Raw genomic sequence first — 15,849 nt, forward strand, 5'->3', positions numbered from 1 at the left:
AGATTTCCCTAGTCAGACCATCTATCCTCTCATATTTCTGATTTTTGTCAGAAATGCCTGTTTTTACCTCCCATTCTTCCCATTTCTGTTGGAAATTCTCAAGCTTTTGGACTTACTTACGAATTATTACCGGCAAACCATCAATAGCCCTTTTAACAATGCAAGCCCCAACTATCCTAATCGAATTTTTACTGCAGATTCTCCAAAAAAAAGCGGAGGAGAAAGCAATGAATTGGCTTCTTCAGAAAGCAGAGAAGATCCAAAGCACCGGCAATTCCACCCAGTTTTTTCTTGCCTTCAGTCAGGCATCGCGACAGTTTACCAAGAATAAACTCGAGTTGAATGCCGAAGAAATACAAGCCGCAGATGATTTAGTTTCCGGTTTTTCTCCGGATCAATGGAACGAGTTACAGACTGCCCGAACGGTTTTGATGTTGCATTTTCCACAGGAAAAGGAAAGTTGGTTTCATGCGATCAATCAGCTTTTTGAAACAGCCGATATGCATGAGCATCAGGCCTTGTTTGCCGCATTGCCCTTAATGCCTTTTCAGGAAGAATTGCTGCCCAGGGCAATTGATGGATGCAGAACCAACGTGGCTTTGATTTTTGATGCCATAGCTTTGGACAATCCTTATGCTCCAAAGTATTTTCCGGAGGCAAACTGGAACCAATTGGTGCTCAAGGCAATTTTCATGCAGCGGCCACTCTATAGGATCCAAAAGCTGGATGAGCGAAGAAATATGGCATTGGCGAATATCGCTAGAGATTTCGCACATGAGCGCTGGTCAGCCGGAAGGATGGTAATGCCTGAACTCTGGAGGCTGGTTGTTCCGTATTTGAACGAGTACTTTCTAGAAGATTTGGAGCGTGTTTTACATTCCAATGACATGCTGCAGATTCAGGCTGCGGTACTTGCCCTTTACGAATCCGACAATGAGAGGGCTAAAGAAATACTCCTGAATTATCCGGAAATTATTGCCGATATCGAGCAGGGGAAGCTTTCCTGGAGGTCAATTGGGGAAGAATTCCAAGAGACCAGGTTATAAGCGCTCCTATATTTACTTAAATTCACACTCAAATTTTCAAGAAAATGGAAATGTATATAGACCCACATATTCACTTGGTTTCCAGGACTACAGATGATTATGAGGCGATGAGAAAAGCCGGGATTGTGGCTACAATCGAACCTGCTTTTTGGCTGGGACAGCCTCGGACAGAGGTAGGTTCTTTCAAGGATTATTTCAGTACCCTGGTAGGGTGGGAAAGATTTAGGGCAAGCCAGTTCGGGATTGTTCATTATTGCACCATGGGCTTGAACTCCAAAGAAGCCAATAATGTGCCCTTGGCTGAGCAGGTTATGGAGCTTTTGCCTTTGTATGTTGGAAAAGAAGGAGTGGTGGCTATCGGTGAAATAGGATACGATGATCAAACCGAGGCTGAGGACCGATTTTATCGTTTGCAGCTAGAACTTGCCAAGGATGTGGATCTTCCGGTATTGATTCATACCCCTCATAGAGATAAGAAAAAGGGCACCACCCGAAGTATGGATGTGGCTGAAGAACACGGAATGGATCCGGGTTGGGTTATCGTGGATCACAACAATGAGGAGACAGTCAAAGAGGTTTTGGATAGAGGCTATTGGGCCGGTTTTACCATTTATCCCCACACCAAGATGGGCTCTGAGCGCATGGTGGAAATTGTCAAACAATACGGACCGGAGCGAATTATCGTCAATTCAGCGGCTGACTGGGGAATTTCTGATCCTTTGGCTGTGCCAAAAACTGCTCATTTGATGCGAAAAATGGGAATCCCTGAAGAGCATGTTCGCATGGTGACCTATCAAAATGCTCTTTCGGCGTTTTCGCTTTCCGGTCAAATGGATGAAAACGACTGGCTCAATGCTCCTTCCATTGATCAAACCAAAAAGATGAGCGGTAATTCAGTACTCCGAGGAGGGCAGGTTCCGAGAGTGGAAGGACCTTCCGACCGTGTAGAAAATTGATCATGCCGAAAAATGGAATTTTCCCTTATTTACAACTTACCCGTCCAGCTAATGTAGTCACAGCGATTGCAGATATCTGGGCGGGTTTTGCCATTGCTGGAGCCTGGACTTATATCATCTCTGGGAGTTCGGCAGGGAGTGGGCAGCTTTTGCAGGATCTGGCTTGGCTTTCTCTGAGTACCATTGGGCTGTATGCAGGAGGTGTAGCCTTCAATGACGTGGCAGATGCAGAATTGGATGCGATTGAGCGGCCTGAGCGGCCTATTCCCAGTGGAAGGGTCAGTAAAAGATCGGCATTTTGGATGTCGTTTTTCCTGTTGCTTATTGGGGTGAGTTCGGCCTTTATGGTCAATTTTTTAGCAGGAGGAATAGCCCTCGCTGTGGCTCTTTTGGCTGTTTTATATGATTATTGGGGAAAACACCAGAAAATCTTTGGTCCAATCAATATGGGGCTCTGCCGATCCGGAAATTTACTTTTGGGGGTAAGTGTCATTCCGGTTGTATTGGAATCCTATTTATTACTGGGTCTGATTCCTTTGGTCTATGTTGCCTCTATTACGATGATCAGCCGTGGTGAGGTTCATGGGAAAAACAGGAAGGCACTTTATGCAGGTTTGGGGATGTATGCTTCGGTCATTCTGGTCATTCTGGGGTTGGCTGTTTTTGAGAATTCAAACTATTGGCAAGTACTTCCTTTTTTGGGTTTGTTGGCTTACATGATTTTTCCGCCTTTGATAAAAGCCATTCATACCCAAGAGCCCAAACTGATTGGCAAATCGGTCAAAGCAGCCGTTATTTCCCTCATTATTGTCAATGCATCCATTTCTTCTGCCTTTGCAGGATGGTTGATTGGAATAATTGTTTTATTGTTACTCCCGCTTTCCCTTTGGCTAGCCAAAAAATTTGCAGTAACCTGACCTGATTTTAAATCAATTTCAAGCGGTTTTTGTCTTTTCTTCGGGATCGCGTACATTAAAAACCTATTGCCCACAATACCATGAATACTATTCTAGAGCAGACTTTTTCGGTGCCTTTTAGGTATCCGGTTTGTTTTTCCGAAGGCCTTTTCAATCCTTCCAATACCCTGTTCGTGGATGTCTTGGCCAAAGACAGAAAGCCCAAGGTCTTTTTTGTGATCGATAGCGGTGTGTCAGATACTCACCCAAGCCTGAAAGCGGAGATAGAAATCTATGCCAATGCCTATTTAAACGAGTTTACGCTTTGTGCTGCTCCCATGGTGGTTCCGGGTGGAGAGGAATGTAAAAATGATGAGTCAATTTACAAGAGAGTGGTAGAGGCGACCCATATTCACGGGATAGACCGACACTCTTATATCGCTGTTATCGGTGGTGGGGCGGTACTGGATATGGTGGGCTTTGCTGCGGCGATTTCTCATAGAGGAATTCGGCTCATCCGAATACCGACTACGGTGCTTTCGCAAAATGATTCCGCTGTCGGTGTCAAGAACAGCATCAATGCCTTTGGTAAAAAGAACTATCTAGGGACCTTTACTCCACCCTATGCAGTTCTGAATGACTTTAATTTTCTAAAAACCCTGGATGACAGGGATTGGAGAGCAGGCATATCTGAAGCTATAAAAGTGGCCTTGATCAAGGATCTGGATTTTTTCCTCTGGTTGGAGGAAAATGCCGAGGGTATGGCCAGAAGGGAAATGGAACCTATGAAAGCCCAAATTATCCGAAGCGCCCAGATGCACATGGACCATATTGCAGGAAAAGACCCCTTTGAGTTTGGCTCTTCAAGGCCCTTGGATTTTGGGCATTGGGCCGCACATAAACTAGAACATCTAAGCAATTACCGAATCCGTCACGGAGAGGCTGTGGCAATGGGAATTGCTTTAGACACTGCCTATTCCTACTTGCAGCAACGCATTTCCGAAGCAGATCTTCTTCGAGTTATCAAGCTCATGAAGACATTAGGCTTTGAATTATATGCTCCTGAACTTTCTGGGGAAAACCTGATTGATGGGCTAAAGGAGTTTCAGGAACACTTGGGAGGACAGCTGACAATTATGCTACTCGAAAAGCTCGGAAAAGGTGTGGAAGTGCATGAAATGGATCATCAGCTTATCCTTAATTCTGTAGAAATTCTTAAGGGCTTTCACCTCAATGAAATGCTTGTCAAAAGCTAAGTTCATAACCATTCTTTTTCATGAAGATTAATGATTTCCACCTTAGTTACTGTAGCAATATTCATCCCGGCGAAAGCTGGGAGGCCACCTTTGAAAACCTGAAGAAATACATCCCAGAAGTTAGGCAAAGACTGGGAGTGGAAGGTGCCTTTGGTATTGGTTTGAGACTTTCCAATGAGGCAAGTTTAGTGCTGAAGGAGGAGGGAAATCTTAAAGAATTCATGGGTTGGATGGATTCTGAAAATGCTTATGTTTTCACCTTAAACGGGTTCCCTTATGGGGATTTTCACCGTCAGGTGGTCAAGGAAAAAGTTCATTTTCCGGATTGGACTACTACCGATCGCAGGGATTATACCATTCGCTCCTTCAGCATTCTTTCCCGTCTTTTACCATACGGAATGGATGGAGGGATTTCGACATCTCCTATTTCGTACAGACATTGGTTTAAGACTGAGTCTGAATTTTCCGAAGCCATGGAAACTGCTACCCTTCATCTTCTTGAAGTAGTGGAAGAACTGGTGAAAATCCGAAAGGAAACAGGTAAAAATCTCCATTTGGATATAGAACCTGAGCCGGATGGGATTTTGGAAAACTCCGATGAAATGATCTGGTTGTTCACAGATTGGTTGTTGCCCAAAGGGAAACCTTATTTAGCCAAGCGCTTCGGAATAACCGAGGAGGAAGCAGAACTCGTATTGAAAAACCATATCCAGGTTTGTTACGATGTTTGCCATTTCGCAATTGTCTATGAGAGACCTGCTGATACTTTTGCCAAATTCGAAAAAGAAGGAATCAAGATTGGGAAAATCCAGATTTCGGCTGCCTTAAAGTTGATATTGCCGGGAGAGTTTTCTTCAAGGGAAGGACTGAGAGAAAAACTTCAGCCTTTTGCTGAATCCACCTACTTACATCAAGTGGTGGGAAGAAATTCCGACGGGAGTTTACATTCCTATTCGGATTTACCTCAGGCTTTGGAAAAGCTGAATGATTGTGGTGAAGAGGAGTGGAGGATACATTTTCATGTTCCTGTATTTTTAGACAATTATGGTTCTTTCTCTTCCACTCAGAGAGAGATATTGAGTGTTTTGGAGCATTTGAAAGATAATCAGGAGTTGACCAATCACCTGGAAGTAGAAACGTATACATGGGAAGTTTTGCCTGAGGATACCCGACTTGGATTAGGAGAGTCTATTTCAAGGGAATTGGATTGGGTGATTCAAAATTTGAGTAGATGATGAAAAAAACTGTTGTTCTGGATGTAGTGGCTTTGTCCCAACGAGTGATTGGAGCGCATACTCCTTTCTTGAAAAAATGGACCCAAGAAGCTAAGTCTGCTGTGGTAGAACCGGTTCTTCCTGCCGTGACCTGTTCTGCCCAGTCTGTTTACCTCACTGGGAAATGGCCCTCTGAAAACGGGATAGTAGGCAATGGTTGGTATTTCAAGGATGAGTGTGAGATCAAGTTGTGGAGGCAGTCGAATAAACTGGTACAATCCGAGAAAATCTGGGAAGTTCTTCGTAGGGAAAATCCCGGTTTTACAGTAGCTAATCTGTTTTGGTGGTACAATATGTACTCTTCGGTGGATTTTGCGGTGACCCCAAGACCCTTGTACTTACAGGACGGGAGGAAGCTTCCGGATTGTCATACCCAGCCCATGGAATTAAGGGAGAGGTTGCAGCAAGAGCTAGGTCAGTTTCCCCTGTTTTCTTTCTGGGGTCCCAATGCCAATATTGAATCTACCCGCTGGATAGCAAATGCTGCAAAAAAGGTCGATGAATGGTACAATCCAACCTTGAATCTGATTTATCTCCCTCATCTGGACTATGGGTTGCAGAAATATGGAATTGATTTTGACAAAATCGGAAAAGACCTTCAGGAGATAGATGCCATTTGTGAGGACTTGATTACCTATTTTGAAGCTCAGGGAATCCAAGTCATCCTTCTTTCTGAATATGGGATCACTTCAGTCAGTAAACCCATCCATATCAACCGAATTCTTAGAAACGCGGGATTGATTCAGGTCAAAGATGAGTTGGGTTTGGAAACTTTGGATGCAGGCACTTCCAAAGCCTTTGCTGTAGCAGACCATCAGGTCGCCCACGTGCATGTCAATGACCCTTCGGTACTTTCACAGGTTAAAAAACTTTTGGAGGAGACTCCCGGTATTGAGTTGGTATTGGATGAGGAAGGTAAAAAGAAGTATCACTTGGAGCACGAGCGCGCAGGTGATTTGGTAGTCGTTGCTGATCAGGATTCATGGTTTACTTATTATTTCTGGCTAGACGATGCCAAGGCACCTGATTATGCGAGATGTGTGGATATTCACCGTAAGCCAGGATATGATCCGGTAGAGCTAGTGATGAATCCTGAGATAAAATTCCCGTTATTGACTGTAGGAGCTAAAGTTTTAAAGAAAAAACTGGGATTCCGTTATTTGATGGATGTGATTCCTTTGGATGCGACCTTGGTAAAAGGAGCCCATGGGAGGATTCCGGAGTCGGACTTGGACAAGCCTGTTTTCTTCACCAAGAATCAAGACCTGCCTCAAGAGGGTAAAATTCAGCCGACAGAGGTGTTTGACTGGATTCTAAAAGCTGTAAAGGGTTAAAAATCTTACTTTGTGATGATCAGTTTTTCTCTTACTGACTGAATATTCATTTGTTTGATGGGCTCCCTGTATTTTTTACAATACTCTGTATGATAATGGTGCTTCTCCAAAAAAGTCAGTTGGACCTCATTCCAAGCCTGGTCCGAAAGATCGGGGTTGAAGTGGCGGAGTTCTTTTAAAAGGGCATTTCCCTGGATTTCAAACTGGTCTGTTCCCAGATATTCAAGGTCTGCATCGGCCAGGATTTGTTCCAATTGGTTGGTGGGACTTTGAGGGATTTTGGTGGCCATGATCATCCCGCAGATTTTTTTCATGTCCTCATCATTGAGGTCTTTGCCTAAATAATCTCTGGCAATCCCGCATCCTCGGATCTCATGGTCTTTGGGATTGACTATGAATCCTGTATCGTGAAAAAGTGCAGCCAGTTTGAGCAACAAAAGGTCTGCTTCGGATACTCCTGCCTCACCGGCCAAAAAAATGGCCTTGCTCATCACATATTCTGTATGAGCTAGATTATGGTAGGTCAAGTAGGGAGGAAGCTTTTCCAGTATATCCCTATAAATCGTCTTTTTAATTTCTTCAAAAACCATTAGACATGCTTTTTTCCGACTTGTTTGATAATTCCGCCTTTAACTTCTTTAATTGTCTGTACATAAAAGAATGCTTTTGGATCAATTTCCTGAATTGCGACTTTTATTCTATGCACTTCTAAGCGGGTAACGACTGTCATGATGATGTCACATGGATATTTGATGTGAAATGTTTCAGGCAAATAGCCCCGCTCACCTTTATAAACTGAGATTGCCTTTCCAAAATCCTTGACAATCAATTCTTTTACTTTTTCGTGCTCCTTGGAAATAATGGTCAAAGCGGTGTATTCCTCAAAGCCCTCTACTACATAATCGGTCGTTTTGATAGCAGTGAAATAGGTTAGGATAGAATACATTGCCGGTTCAACCCCAAAAACAAACGCTGCTGCCAGCATGATCAGTGAATTCAGAAATAATGTGATTTCACTGGCCGTAAAGGCTGTATTTTTATTGAAATACTCCGTAATGACCTCAAAACCATCAATCAATCCTCCCCCTCTGATGATCAGGCCTATTCCGGTTCCCATGAGAAATCCACCAAAGACAGCGATCAATACCTTGTCTTCGGTAATGGTGGGAATTTCAAGAAAATAGAGCACGATAGTCAGAAGGAATACCGAGAATGTAGATTGTACGGCAAAGGTTTTGCCAATTTTTTTATATGCCATTATTAAAAACGGCAAATTGATTAAAACCAGAAGTAAGTTAAGGTCAATTCCAAAGCCCAAATTGACCAAAATTGCAATACCTGTTACCCCTCCGTCAAGGAACTTATTTGGCAATAAAAACGACTCCAAAGCGATTGCAGCCAATGCTACTCCTGATAAGGTATAGGTGATGGCTGAAGGGGAAAATATGGATTTCCAGTCTATTGAATTTTGTGTATTGGCCATTGGATATAAACCTAATAGAAAAAATTAATTGAAAAAGGGAGATAGACTGGTATTCATTGAAATTTAGAGGATTGCTATCTGAAAGAAAATAAAATTTTAGTGGGCTTACAACATATTCTAATAATTATTTCCCTATTTTTTGGTAAAAATCAATGATTTTTGAGCCGAAGGGAACTAAAATCTCTTAAAAATTAAAAGAGCCGGGAATTTCCCGGCTCTTTCCTTTTTGCTTATTCTTTTACCGAGGTAGTGACCTCTGGGGCTGGTTTAGTCCAGGGGCTTACATCCATCTTTCTTGGTGTAGGAAGTATTTCATCCAAGGTGTTTCCATCGTAAACTCTTCCGTTTTTCACCACATGACTTATAGTGTTGGTGTTTCGGATGTTTTCCAATGGATTGGATTCCATGATCACTAAATCCGCCAGCTTGCCTGGTTCAATACTACCAAGTTCCTTATCCAATCCAAGAGCTTCAGCTCCAAGAATGGTGGCTGTTCTCAGTGCATCATGGGTGGACATTCCTCCACTTGCTACAGACCAAAGCTCCCAATGGTAGCCAAGCCCCTGTAGCTGTCCGTGAGACCCGATTCCTGCCAAACCGCCTTGTTTCACTATGGAATTGATTCCTTGGGCATGCTTGCTGAATACATGATCCTCTGGAGCAAACCAACCTCCCAATCCTCCCGCTCTTCTTCTGGCTTTTGAGTTCAACTCTTCATAAGGAGTAAAACGGTTTAGCTTAGGGTCGTGAAGCGGGCTTTCCGTAGTATAGTAATAATTCTCAGCCCAAGGCCCTCCATAGGCTACCAAAAGTGTAGGAGTGACAGCCATTTTGCTTTCTGCAATGGTACGGGTCACATCGGAGTAGAGTGGATGGACAGGAATAGCATGCTCATGGCCCGGGTAGCCATCAAACAGTTGGGTCATATTGAGTTTATAATCCAGCCCCCCTTCTGTGGTGGGCATGAGTTGCTGTTCTTTGGCAGCCATGATCACCCATTGTCTATGTTCCCGGTTTCCAACCAGATACATTTTGATGTATTGGGTGTTGAAATATTTACTGTATTGTTTGAGTACATTTTTTGTCTGTTCCAAGGACTTTAGGTTGTACATCCAGTACCCGACACCTGGTCCAGTGGAATAAACTCTTGGACCGGGCACCATTCCGGCTTCAACCATGTCACCGTAGGTCAGTACGTCAGTGGTTGCGGTTTGAGGGTCTCGAGTGGTTGTAACCCCATAGGCGAGATTTGCAGCATAAATCCAAACAGAGTTTTTATGCAAACCCCAAGTAGGCCACATATGGGCATGTGTATCCACAAATCCAGGCGTAATGGTTTTTCCGCTTGCATCTATGACTTTTGCATTGCCTGCCTCCAAAGTTCCAGTTTGGCCTACAGCCTTGATCCGGTTATCTTCAATAAGGACATCTCCATTTTCAATTACTTCTGATCCTTTCATGGTTACGATTCGGGCATTTTTCAAAAGGATACTTCCTTTCGGAGTGTCTTTTGCATAGTAAACCTTGATTTGGTATTCAGAAGGCTTATAGCTTTCTTTTTCTTTTTGTTCAGCCTTGTAGATACTGTCTGCTTTGGCTTTCTCCTTGTCTTCTTTGAAAAGCTTGGCTATACTTTCTTTTTGTGCTTTTGCAAGTGAATCGGCCAATTTTACAGCTGCTTCGCCTTGGGCTTTCAAAGTCGCCACGCTGTCAGCATCAGCCAACTTTTTGGCTTTTTGAGCAGCAGAAACCGAATCTTCGACAAACTCTGCCCGATCAATATCATATACCCAGTGTCCATTGCCCAGAGACCAGTGAACCTTTTTGCCATCGGCTTCCCAAGCAGGCCATTCACCGCCTATTTCCGTAAGTTGGCGGGAAGGGAAACTGCTGGATTTTGGATCAGCTACATTGATGGTTGGAGTTTTTCCCACTGTAGGGACAGTTACCACATATACATTGTTGTTGACCTGTGCCAAAGCCAGATTTCCTTCTGGGGCCATCAAAATTGTGCTTGCACTGGATGGGCGCATCTGTGGTTCTCGAGAACTGGATCCCTCAGGAAGCATGCAGTAGTTCACGGCATCTGCATTGGATATAGGCATGCCCATGACATAGCGAACGGTGGAAACTTCCTCCAAAGGTCCATGGTCATGGTCAGCATGGGGGTCTGCAGCTGATCCAAAGGGGGTAATTCCTGTAATCTTTACATGGGTCTTTTCATCTGTTCCGTCCCATTTTACAGACATCAGAGCTCCACCCGGTCCATTCAGATAAATTCGAGAAGGGTCTTTGGTGAAATGCGCATTGCCGTAGTTTCGGGCATCCATAATTTTTTGGGAAGTTCCTCCATTGGCAGATATCCAAACCAATTCTGCTTCCGCCCCATCTACAAATGGCCCTTCTGATTCAAATAAGGCACGATTCGGTCCTTTAAACACCACGATTTTATTGTCCGGGCTCCATACTGGACCCATATATAGGGCGCTTTCCGAAGTCAGTTTGGTTAGAGAGCCTTTGCCTGTAAGTGAAGCTTTGTATAGATGTCCTCCCAGTTTCTCATCCCAAGTAGTAAATACCAATTGGGTGCCATCTGGGCTCCAGGTAGGCATGGCTTCTGTGAAATTATGATTGGAAACTCTCTTTGGTGTTCCTCCAGGAAAATCCATTACATAAAGTCTGTTCAAGGCAGTGAATGCCAGTTTTTTCCCGTCTGGGGATGGAACGGCATCCCGGATTTGAGTGGCTAGTTTGGCGGTAGTATCCTTGATTTCATAATTGAAATATAACCTTGGTCCCATGGCCAATTTCACATCTGCCTCGAAGGGGATTTCTTGGGCATCACTGCCGTCAACTGGCAATTTCCAGATTTTGCCCCCATAGGAAGCAATTACGTTTTTGCTATCCGGTGTGAATGCCATGGCAGGTAAAACACCTTGTGGCGCGATAGATTCCTGCTCGTCCCGCTGTACTGGATAAGCCAGCCAGCGCTCATCTCCTGTTTCTAGGTTTCTAAGTACAAGCCCGGTTTTGTCCTGCCATCTTGAACCATAGACCATCCACTTGCCATCTTTGGAAAGTGTGGGGGTAAAGGCCGAACCATATCGGGAGGTGATACTGGTGATTTCTCCCTTATCAAAATCATAGGTCCCAATTTGGTATTGTGGAAGTAAAGCATTGTAGTTCCAAGATCCGGTTCGATGTGAAAAATAGACCTTTTTCCCGTCAGGACTTACGAAAGGATCTATGGTTTTCATGCTGGAAGGGTTTTCATTGAGCTGGATTCCTCCTCCCCCGTCTTTATGGTACATCCATAGCTTGGTGATACGGCGTCCTTTGCTGACCACGATGTATTCCCCGTCTGGAGTCCAGGCAGCACCTGGTACATCTCCGTTTTTGTCTTTGGTTACCTGTACGGTATCCTTTTTTACCATATCAATGTACCAAAGGTTGTCATTTCCGGCACGGTCTGAGGTAAATAGGATTTTTTCTCCATCTGGAGAAAAACGCGGGTGGGTTTCGTATGCAATTCCGGTTGTAATTGGAGTAGCCTTACCTCCTTCAACCGGAATTGTATAGATATCTCCCATCAGGTCGAAGGCAATGGTTTTTCCGTCTGGGCTGACATCCACACTCATCCAAGTCCCTTCGGTGGTGGAGAATTTAACCTCGCGCTCGGGTTTTAAGGGAAGATCTTTGAATTTAGGGTAATCCAAAGAGTCTTTTTTGGTACTGTCGCTTTGGATCAATTCCTCTAAAGGGAATAGGCCATTGTCGGATTTTGGGACGATTGCAGCCATGCTGATCGAAGCGCCCAAGGCCACTAAAAGAGCCGGTTGGGTAATTTTTTTCATATTCATTTGGGTTTTCGACTGGAAAATCTACTTGGAAAATTTATTATTCTGAAAGAAAATGCTGTAGATGACTTGAAATGGCCCGAATTCGGACAGTTTATCCATCATCTTGCGAATCTAGGCCTATCTCATTTTTCTGTTTGATCAATTCCCTTTCAATTAACCCAATCAGATTATCTAAAGAAGGAATTAAATTTTCAATCCGGCTTTTGAACACATAGGTGCTGTTTTTTTGGATTTGGATCAGATGTAAAAATTCATCCTGATAGATCACCTTTGGGTCTGAAATTTTATTCTGGATTGATTGCTCATTATTGCCGAGAGTGAGAACCATCCGGGAAGTGATGTTTTCTACCAAATCATTTTCCAGGGATTCTTCTGAGTTGATTTTCTCGAAAATTTTTTCAGTTCTCGGGATGATAAACTCGTATAGGTCTGCCATTTGAGACCGGATGGAATCATTGGATATTTTGTCGATTCCTCCGGACTTGATGGAGCCATATGTTCCAGAATTATATTGAAACAAAACTTCGTAGCGAAGTGCTGCAAAATACTGGTTTAGCGTATCCAGATTTTCTTCTTTGTTTTCGCGAAATTCCAAAAGTCGGTTTGCGGCTTTTTGTTTGTTTTGGAGTCTGGGGATTTGATTGGAGAAGTAGCGTTTGTCTTTTTCTAAGGTGTTTTTCAGCTCACTAAGCATTTTTAATTCGTATGTTTTGAGCTTTCTCTCCTCATTCCATGTATTTATTTGCAAAGCGATCAGGATCCCCACCACGACCAAGATGATTTCGCCAATAGCATAAGTCAGGTATTTGGAAATCTGATTTTTATGGATCAGAGACATTCGGAATTTGCGCAGGAAAGAGACCATCTAATTATTTTGATGAAATGACTTCCAAAACTTGTACAGGTCTCACTTTATTCTTCAGGGACATTTCGCCGATTTGTTCAAAGACAAATTTGTCTTTGAGGTGCTGAGCAGGACTCTCCAAAATCAGAATTTGACCGGGTTTTGCAGCGGTCTGAAGGCGGGAGGAAACATTGACTGTGTCCCCGATTACGGTGTAGTCCAATCTGCGAAGTGAGCTCGAGCCGATATTTCCCGAAACCATTTCTCCTGTGTTGATTCCAATGGAAACGCGAGGCCGAAAGTTTGTTTTTTCGGAGTAAACCGGGATGGCTTCCATTTTATCCCGGATGGCCAGGCAGGCTCTGATAGCCCTTTCGAAATGATTTTCTCCCTGAAAAACAGCCATAACAGCATCCCCAATGAATTTGTCAATGCTTCCTTTCTCTTCAATGATTTCTTTGACCATGAGATCAAAATATTCATTGAGCAGATTGACCACCAGATTGGGTTCTTCACTCTCGGATATTTTGGTGAATGCACAGAGGTCTATAAAGCAAACCGAAGCCTGTATGGTTTCATTTTCCATCAAGCTGGCTTCGTTTTCACGGCTCCCCATAAAATTCAATACGGTCTCGTCCACATACATTTTGAGGATGTTGTTTTCTTTCAGAGCTCTTAGGTTGGATTTGATTTGTTGAATGTGTTGGATTGTTTTTTCAAGTGTGATTTCCAAATCCCGAAAATCCACCGGTTTGGTGATGAAGTCGAAAGCACCCAAGTTCATGGCGGTACGGATGTTTTCCATATCACCATAGGCCGAAATAATTACGGTTTTCAGCAGGGAGTTTTTTTCTTTGACTTTTGAAAGGAGGGTCAGACCGTCCATTTCTGGCATATTGATATCACTGAGGATCACATCTATGTCAGGATGGGCATCGAGAACTTCCAAAGCTAATCTTCCATTCAGGGCAAAGTAAAATTCAAATTCTTCACTTCGAATCCTTTTCCTGAACTTTTGCCTGATCAGCATCTCCAAGTCCGCTTCATCATCGACAACGAGGATTTTAACCATTGCTTTGAGAGTTATGCTGAGATATTAAAGTGACAATTTCCGCTCTTAGAGACTCAAAATCAATGGGTTTTGTGAAAAATTCTTTTGCGCCTGAATTCATGGCTTTTTCGAAGTTTTCTGAATCACCATAAGCGGAGATCATACTTACATTTATTTGGGGAAAGCGCTCTTTTATGTTTTTCAGAAGTTCTAGCCCTGTCATTCCTGGCATGTTGATATCCGAAAACACATAGACCACTTTTGGAGGGTTTTCATGACCTAGTAGTTCCAGAGCTTCGTTTCCCGAAAAGGCAAAGCAAAGTTCAAGGCTTCCGCTTCTGACCTCTTTGCGAAACTTTTGGCGGAATAGCAATTCCACATCTCTTTCATCGTCAACAATTAAAATTTTCATGGTCTTTATCTTAAGGTAAAATAATAATAAACTCTGTATACTCCCCTGGTTTGCTTTCCAGGTTCAGTTGTCCACCATGTCCTTTGGTGATGATTTCATAGCTCATTGAAAGTCCCAGTCCTGTACCTTTTCCTGTGGGTTTGGTAGTGAAAAAGGGTTGGAAGATTTTGGATCGAATTTCTTCCGAAATCCCATTTCCATTGTCTCTGACACGTATTTCAATTCCTTTTTTCAGTTTTTTAGTGGTGACAGTTACTGTGGGAATAAAGGTTGATGTATTTGTTTTGGCTTCTGTCAACATGCTTTTTTTCTCCGCTGCCGCATAAAATGCATTATTGATCAGGTTGAGCAATACCCGTCCTAAATCTTGTGGGATGACTTCGATTTTGGGAAGATTGGGATCTAGATCCAATTTGAAGTCAGCCGTAAATGCCTTGTCTTTGGCCCTCAGTCCATGGTAGGATAGCCTCAGGTATTCATCTGCCAAAAGATTGATATCGGTTTCTTCCTTTTGACCTGCGTTGGCTCTGCTGTGTTGCAGCATTCCTTTTACGATAGAATCTGCCCGTTTTCCATGGTGGGCAATTTTCCCCAGATTCTCGATGACATCTTCTGCAATTTCCAGGGCCTCTTCTGAGTTGCCTTCCCTCAACTCAACTTTCATTTCCTGAAGCAATTCAGTGCTTACCTCTGAAAAGTTATTCACAAAATTGAGCGGGTTTTGGATCTCATGCGCAATCCCTGCAGTCAGTTCACCCAAAGAAGCCATTTTTTCAGCATGAATCAGTTGTTCCTGTGCTGCCTTTAATTCCTCCAAAGCCACAACCAGTTCTTCTTTTTGGCGCATGATCTCAGCGGTTCGTTCGGCTACCTGGATTTCCAACTGCTCTTTAATAGCCTCCGTGATTTTGTATTCCTTTTCCTTTTCTTCCGTCTTTCTCCTCTCCAGTTCCAGGGCCTTTCTCTGCTTGGTATTGTTGATCCACATCGCAATGGCCCAGATCAAGGCAAATACCTTGACGGTCCCAAAATATCCCTCCAGTGATTGATAAAGGGATTCACTGATGAATTCCGTCAGATCGGTGAGTAATAATACCCCCATGATCGGGAGCCATGCATAAATCAGCCCTTTTCGATGGTGTAATTCGGGATTGCGAAGAGAGACATAGACGATCAGTGCTGCAAGGATATAGGACAGGGCTGAAAACAAGTAATCCAACAAAGGGATATTTAATGCTTCCAAAGCAAGTAAGGCAACCGAAGCAATCATTCCTCCATTGAAAATCCGCTTCCATTCCTCAGAGACCGTATTTAGGCCGAGTGGCATTTTCAAGTAATAAAGCAGAATCAAGGATATGATATTGATATACATAGCTTGTTAATTCAATGGGGCAATTCTCCAGTTATTAATAAAACCCTTAATTTATGGATTTGACC

At 43.3% G+C, this 15,849-nt stretch carries 13 protein-coding genes; 6 read left to right on the top strand and 7 right to left on the bottom strand.

The annotated features are described in order from the left end of the window. Positions 1-158 precede the first annotated feature (158 nt). From P2G54_RS02565 to P2G54_RS02590, 6 genes are all read left to right on the top strand, one after another. Positions 159-1,046 carry an EboA domain-containing protein gene (locus P2G54_RS02565; RefSeq protein WP_275867891.1) on the top strand — a complete coding sequence of 296 codons (888 nt, stop codon included), beginning with the start codon at positions 159-161 and terminating at the stop codon, positions 1,044-1,046. A gap of 44 nt (positions 1,047-1,090) precedes the next feature. Next, positions 1,091-2,002 (top strand): TatD family hydrolase, encoded by a 912-nt coding sequence (locus P2G54_RS02570; RefSeq protein ID WP_275867893.1) that lies wholly within the window; start codon positions 1,091-1,093, stop codon positions 2,000-2,002. A gap of 2 nt (positions 2,003-2,004) precedes the next feature. After that, entirely contained in the window at positions 2,005-2,919 is a 915-nt protein-coding gene (eboC, locus tag P2G54_RS02575) for a UbiA-like protein EboC (protein WP_275867895.1), read from the top strand. A gap of 80 nt (positions 2,920-2,999) precedes the next feature. Then, entirely contained in the window at positions 3,000-4,154 is a 1,155-nt protein-coding gene (locus tag P2G54_RS02580; protein WP_275867897.1) for a 3-dehydroquinate synthase, read from the top strand. Positions 4,155-4,174: 20 nt separating this feature from the next. Then, a complete protein-coding gene (eboE, locus tag P2G54_RS02585) occupies positions 4,175-5,389 on the top strand; it encodes a metabolite traffic protein EboE (RefSeq protein WP_275867899.1) in 1,215 nt (404 codons plus the stop codon). Next, positions 5,389-6,762, top strand: a complete 1,374-nt coding sequence (locus tag P2G54_RS02590; RefSeq protein ID WP_275868435.1) for a nucleotide pyrophosphatase/phosphodiesterase family protein — start codon at positions 5,389-5,391, stop codon at positions 6,760-6,762. The genes eboE and P2G54_RS02590 overlap by 1 nt, the downstream gene beginning before the upstream one ends. Before the next feature lie 5 nt (positions 6,763-6,767). Here the strand turns inward: P2G54_RS02590 and P2G54_RS02595 are convergent, their stop codons facing one another. The 7 genes from P2G54_RS02595 to P2G54_RS02625 all read right to left on the bottom strand — a co-directional run bounded on the left by P2G54_RS02595 (position 6,768) and on the right by P2G54_RS02625 (position 15,784). Continuing rightward, the gene (locus P2G54_RS02595; RefSeq protein WP_275867901.1) at positions 6,768-7,352 is read right to left on the bottom strand and encodes an HD domain-containing protein; all 585 of its coding nucleotides are present in this window, start codon (positions 7,350-7,352) and stop codon (positions 6,768-6,770) included. Then, positions 7,352-8,245, bottom strand: a complete 894-nt coding sequence (locus P2G54_RS02600) for a YitT family protein (RefSeq protein WP_275867902.1) — start codon at positions 8,243-8,245, stop codon at positions 7,352-7,354. The genes P2G54_RS02595 and P2G54_RS02600 overlap by 1 nt, the downstream gene beginning before the upstream one ends. A gap of 230 nt (positions 8,246-8,475) precedes the next feature. Next, on the bottom strand, positions 8,476-12,099 hold the full coding sequence (locus P2G54_RS02605) for an amidohydrolase family protein (RefSeq protein ID WP_275867904.1): 3,624 nt from the start codon (positions 12,097-12,099) through the stop codon (positions 8,476-8,478). Positions 12,100-12,196: 97 nt separating this feature from the next. Beyond that, positions 12,197-12,970 (bottom strand): DUF6090 family protein, encoded by a 774-nt coding sequence (locus P2G54_RS02610; protein ID WP_275867906.1) that lies wholly within the window; start codon positions 12,968-12,970, stop codon positions 12,197-12,199. A 4-nt stretch (positions 12,971-12,974) separates the two neighbouring features. Continuing rightward, positions 12,975-14,021, bottom strand: coding sequence for an adenylate/guanylate cyclase domain-containing protein (locus tag P2G54_RS02615; RefSeq protein ID WP_275867907.1), 1,047 nt, complete (start codon positions 14,019-14,021; stop codon positions 12,975-12,977). Next, complete coding sequence (locus P2G54_RS02620; protein ID WP_275867909.1) at positions 14,014-14,412, bottom strand: response regulator; 399 nt, start codon at positions 14,410-14,412, stop codon at positions 14,014-14,016. The genes P2G54_RS02615 and P2G54_RS02620 overlap by 8 nt, the downstream gene beginning before the upstream one ends. 10 nt (positions 14,413-14,422) lie before the next feature. Continuing rightward, positions 14,423-15,784 carry an ATP-binding protein gene (locus tag P2G54_RS02625; protein ID WP_275867911.1) on the bottom strand — a complete coding sequence of 454 codons (1,362 nt, stop codon included), beginning with the start codon at positions 15,782-15,784 and terminating at the stop codon, positions 14,423-14,425. Positions 15,785-15,849 lie beyond the last annotated feature (65 nt).

It is taken from the genome of Algoriphagus sp. CAU 1675 (assembly GCF_029222925.1).
Taxonomy (GTDB): Bacteria; Bacteroidota; Bacteroidia; order Cytophagales; family Cyclobacteriaceae; genus Algoriphagus.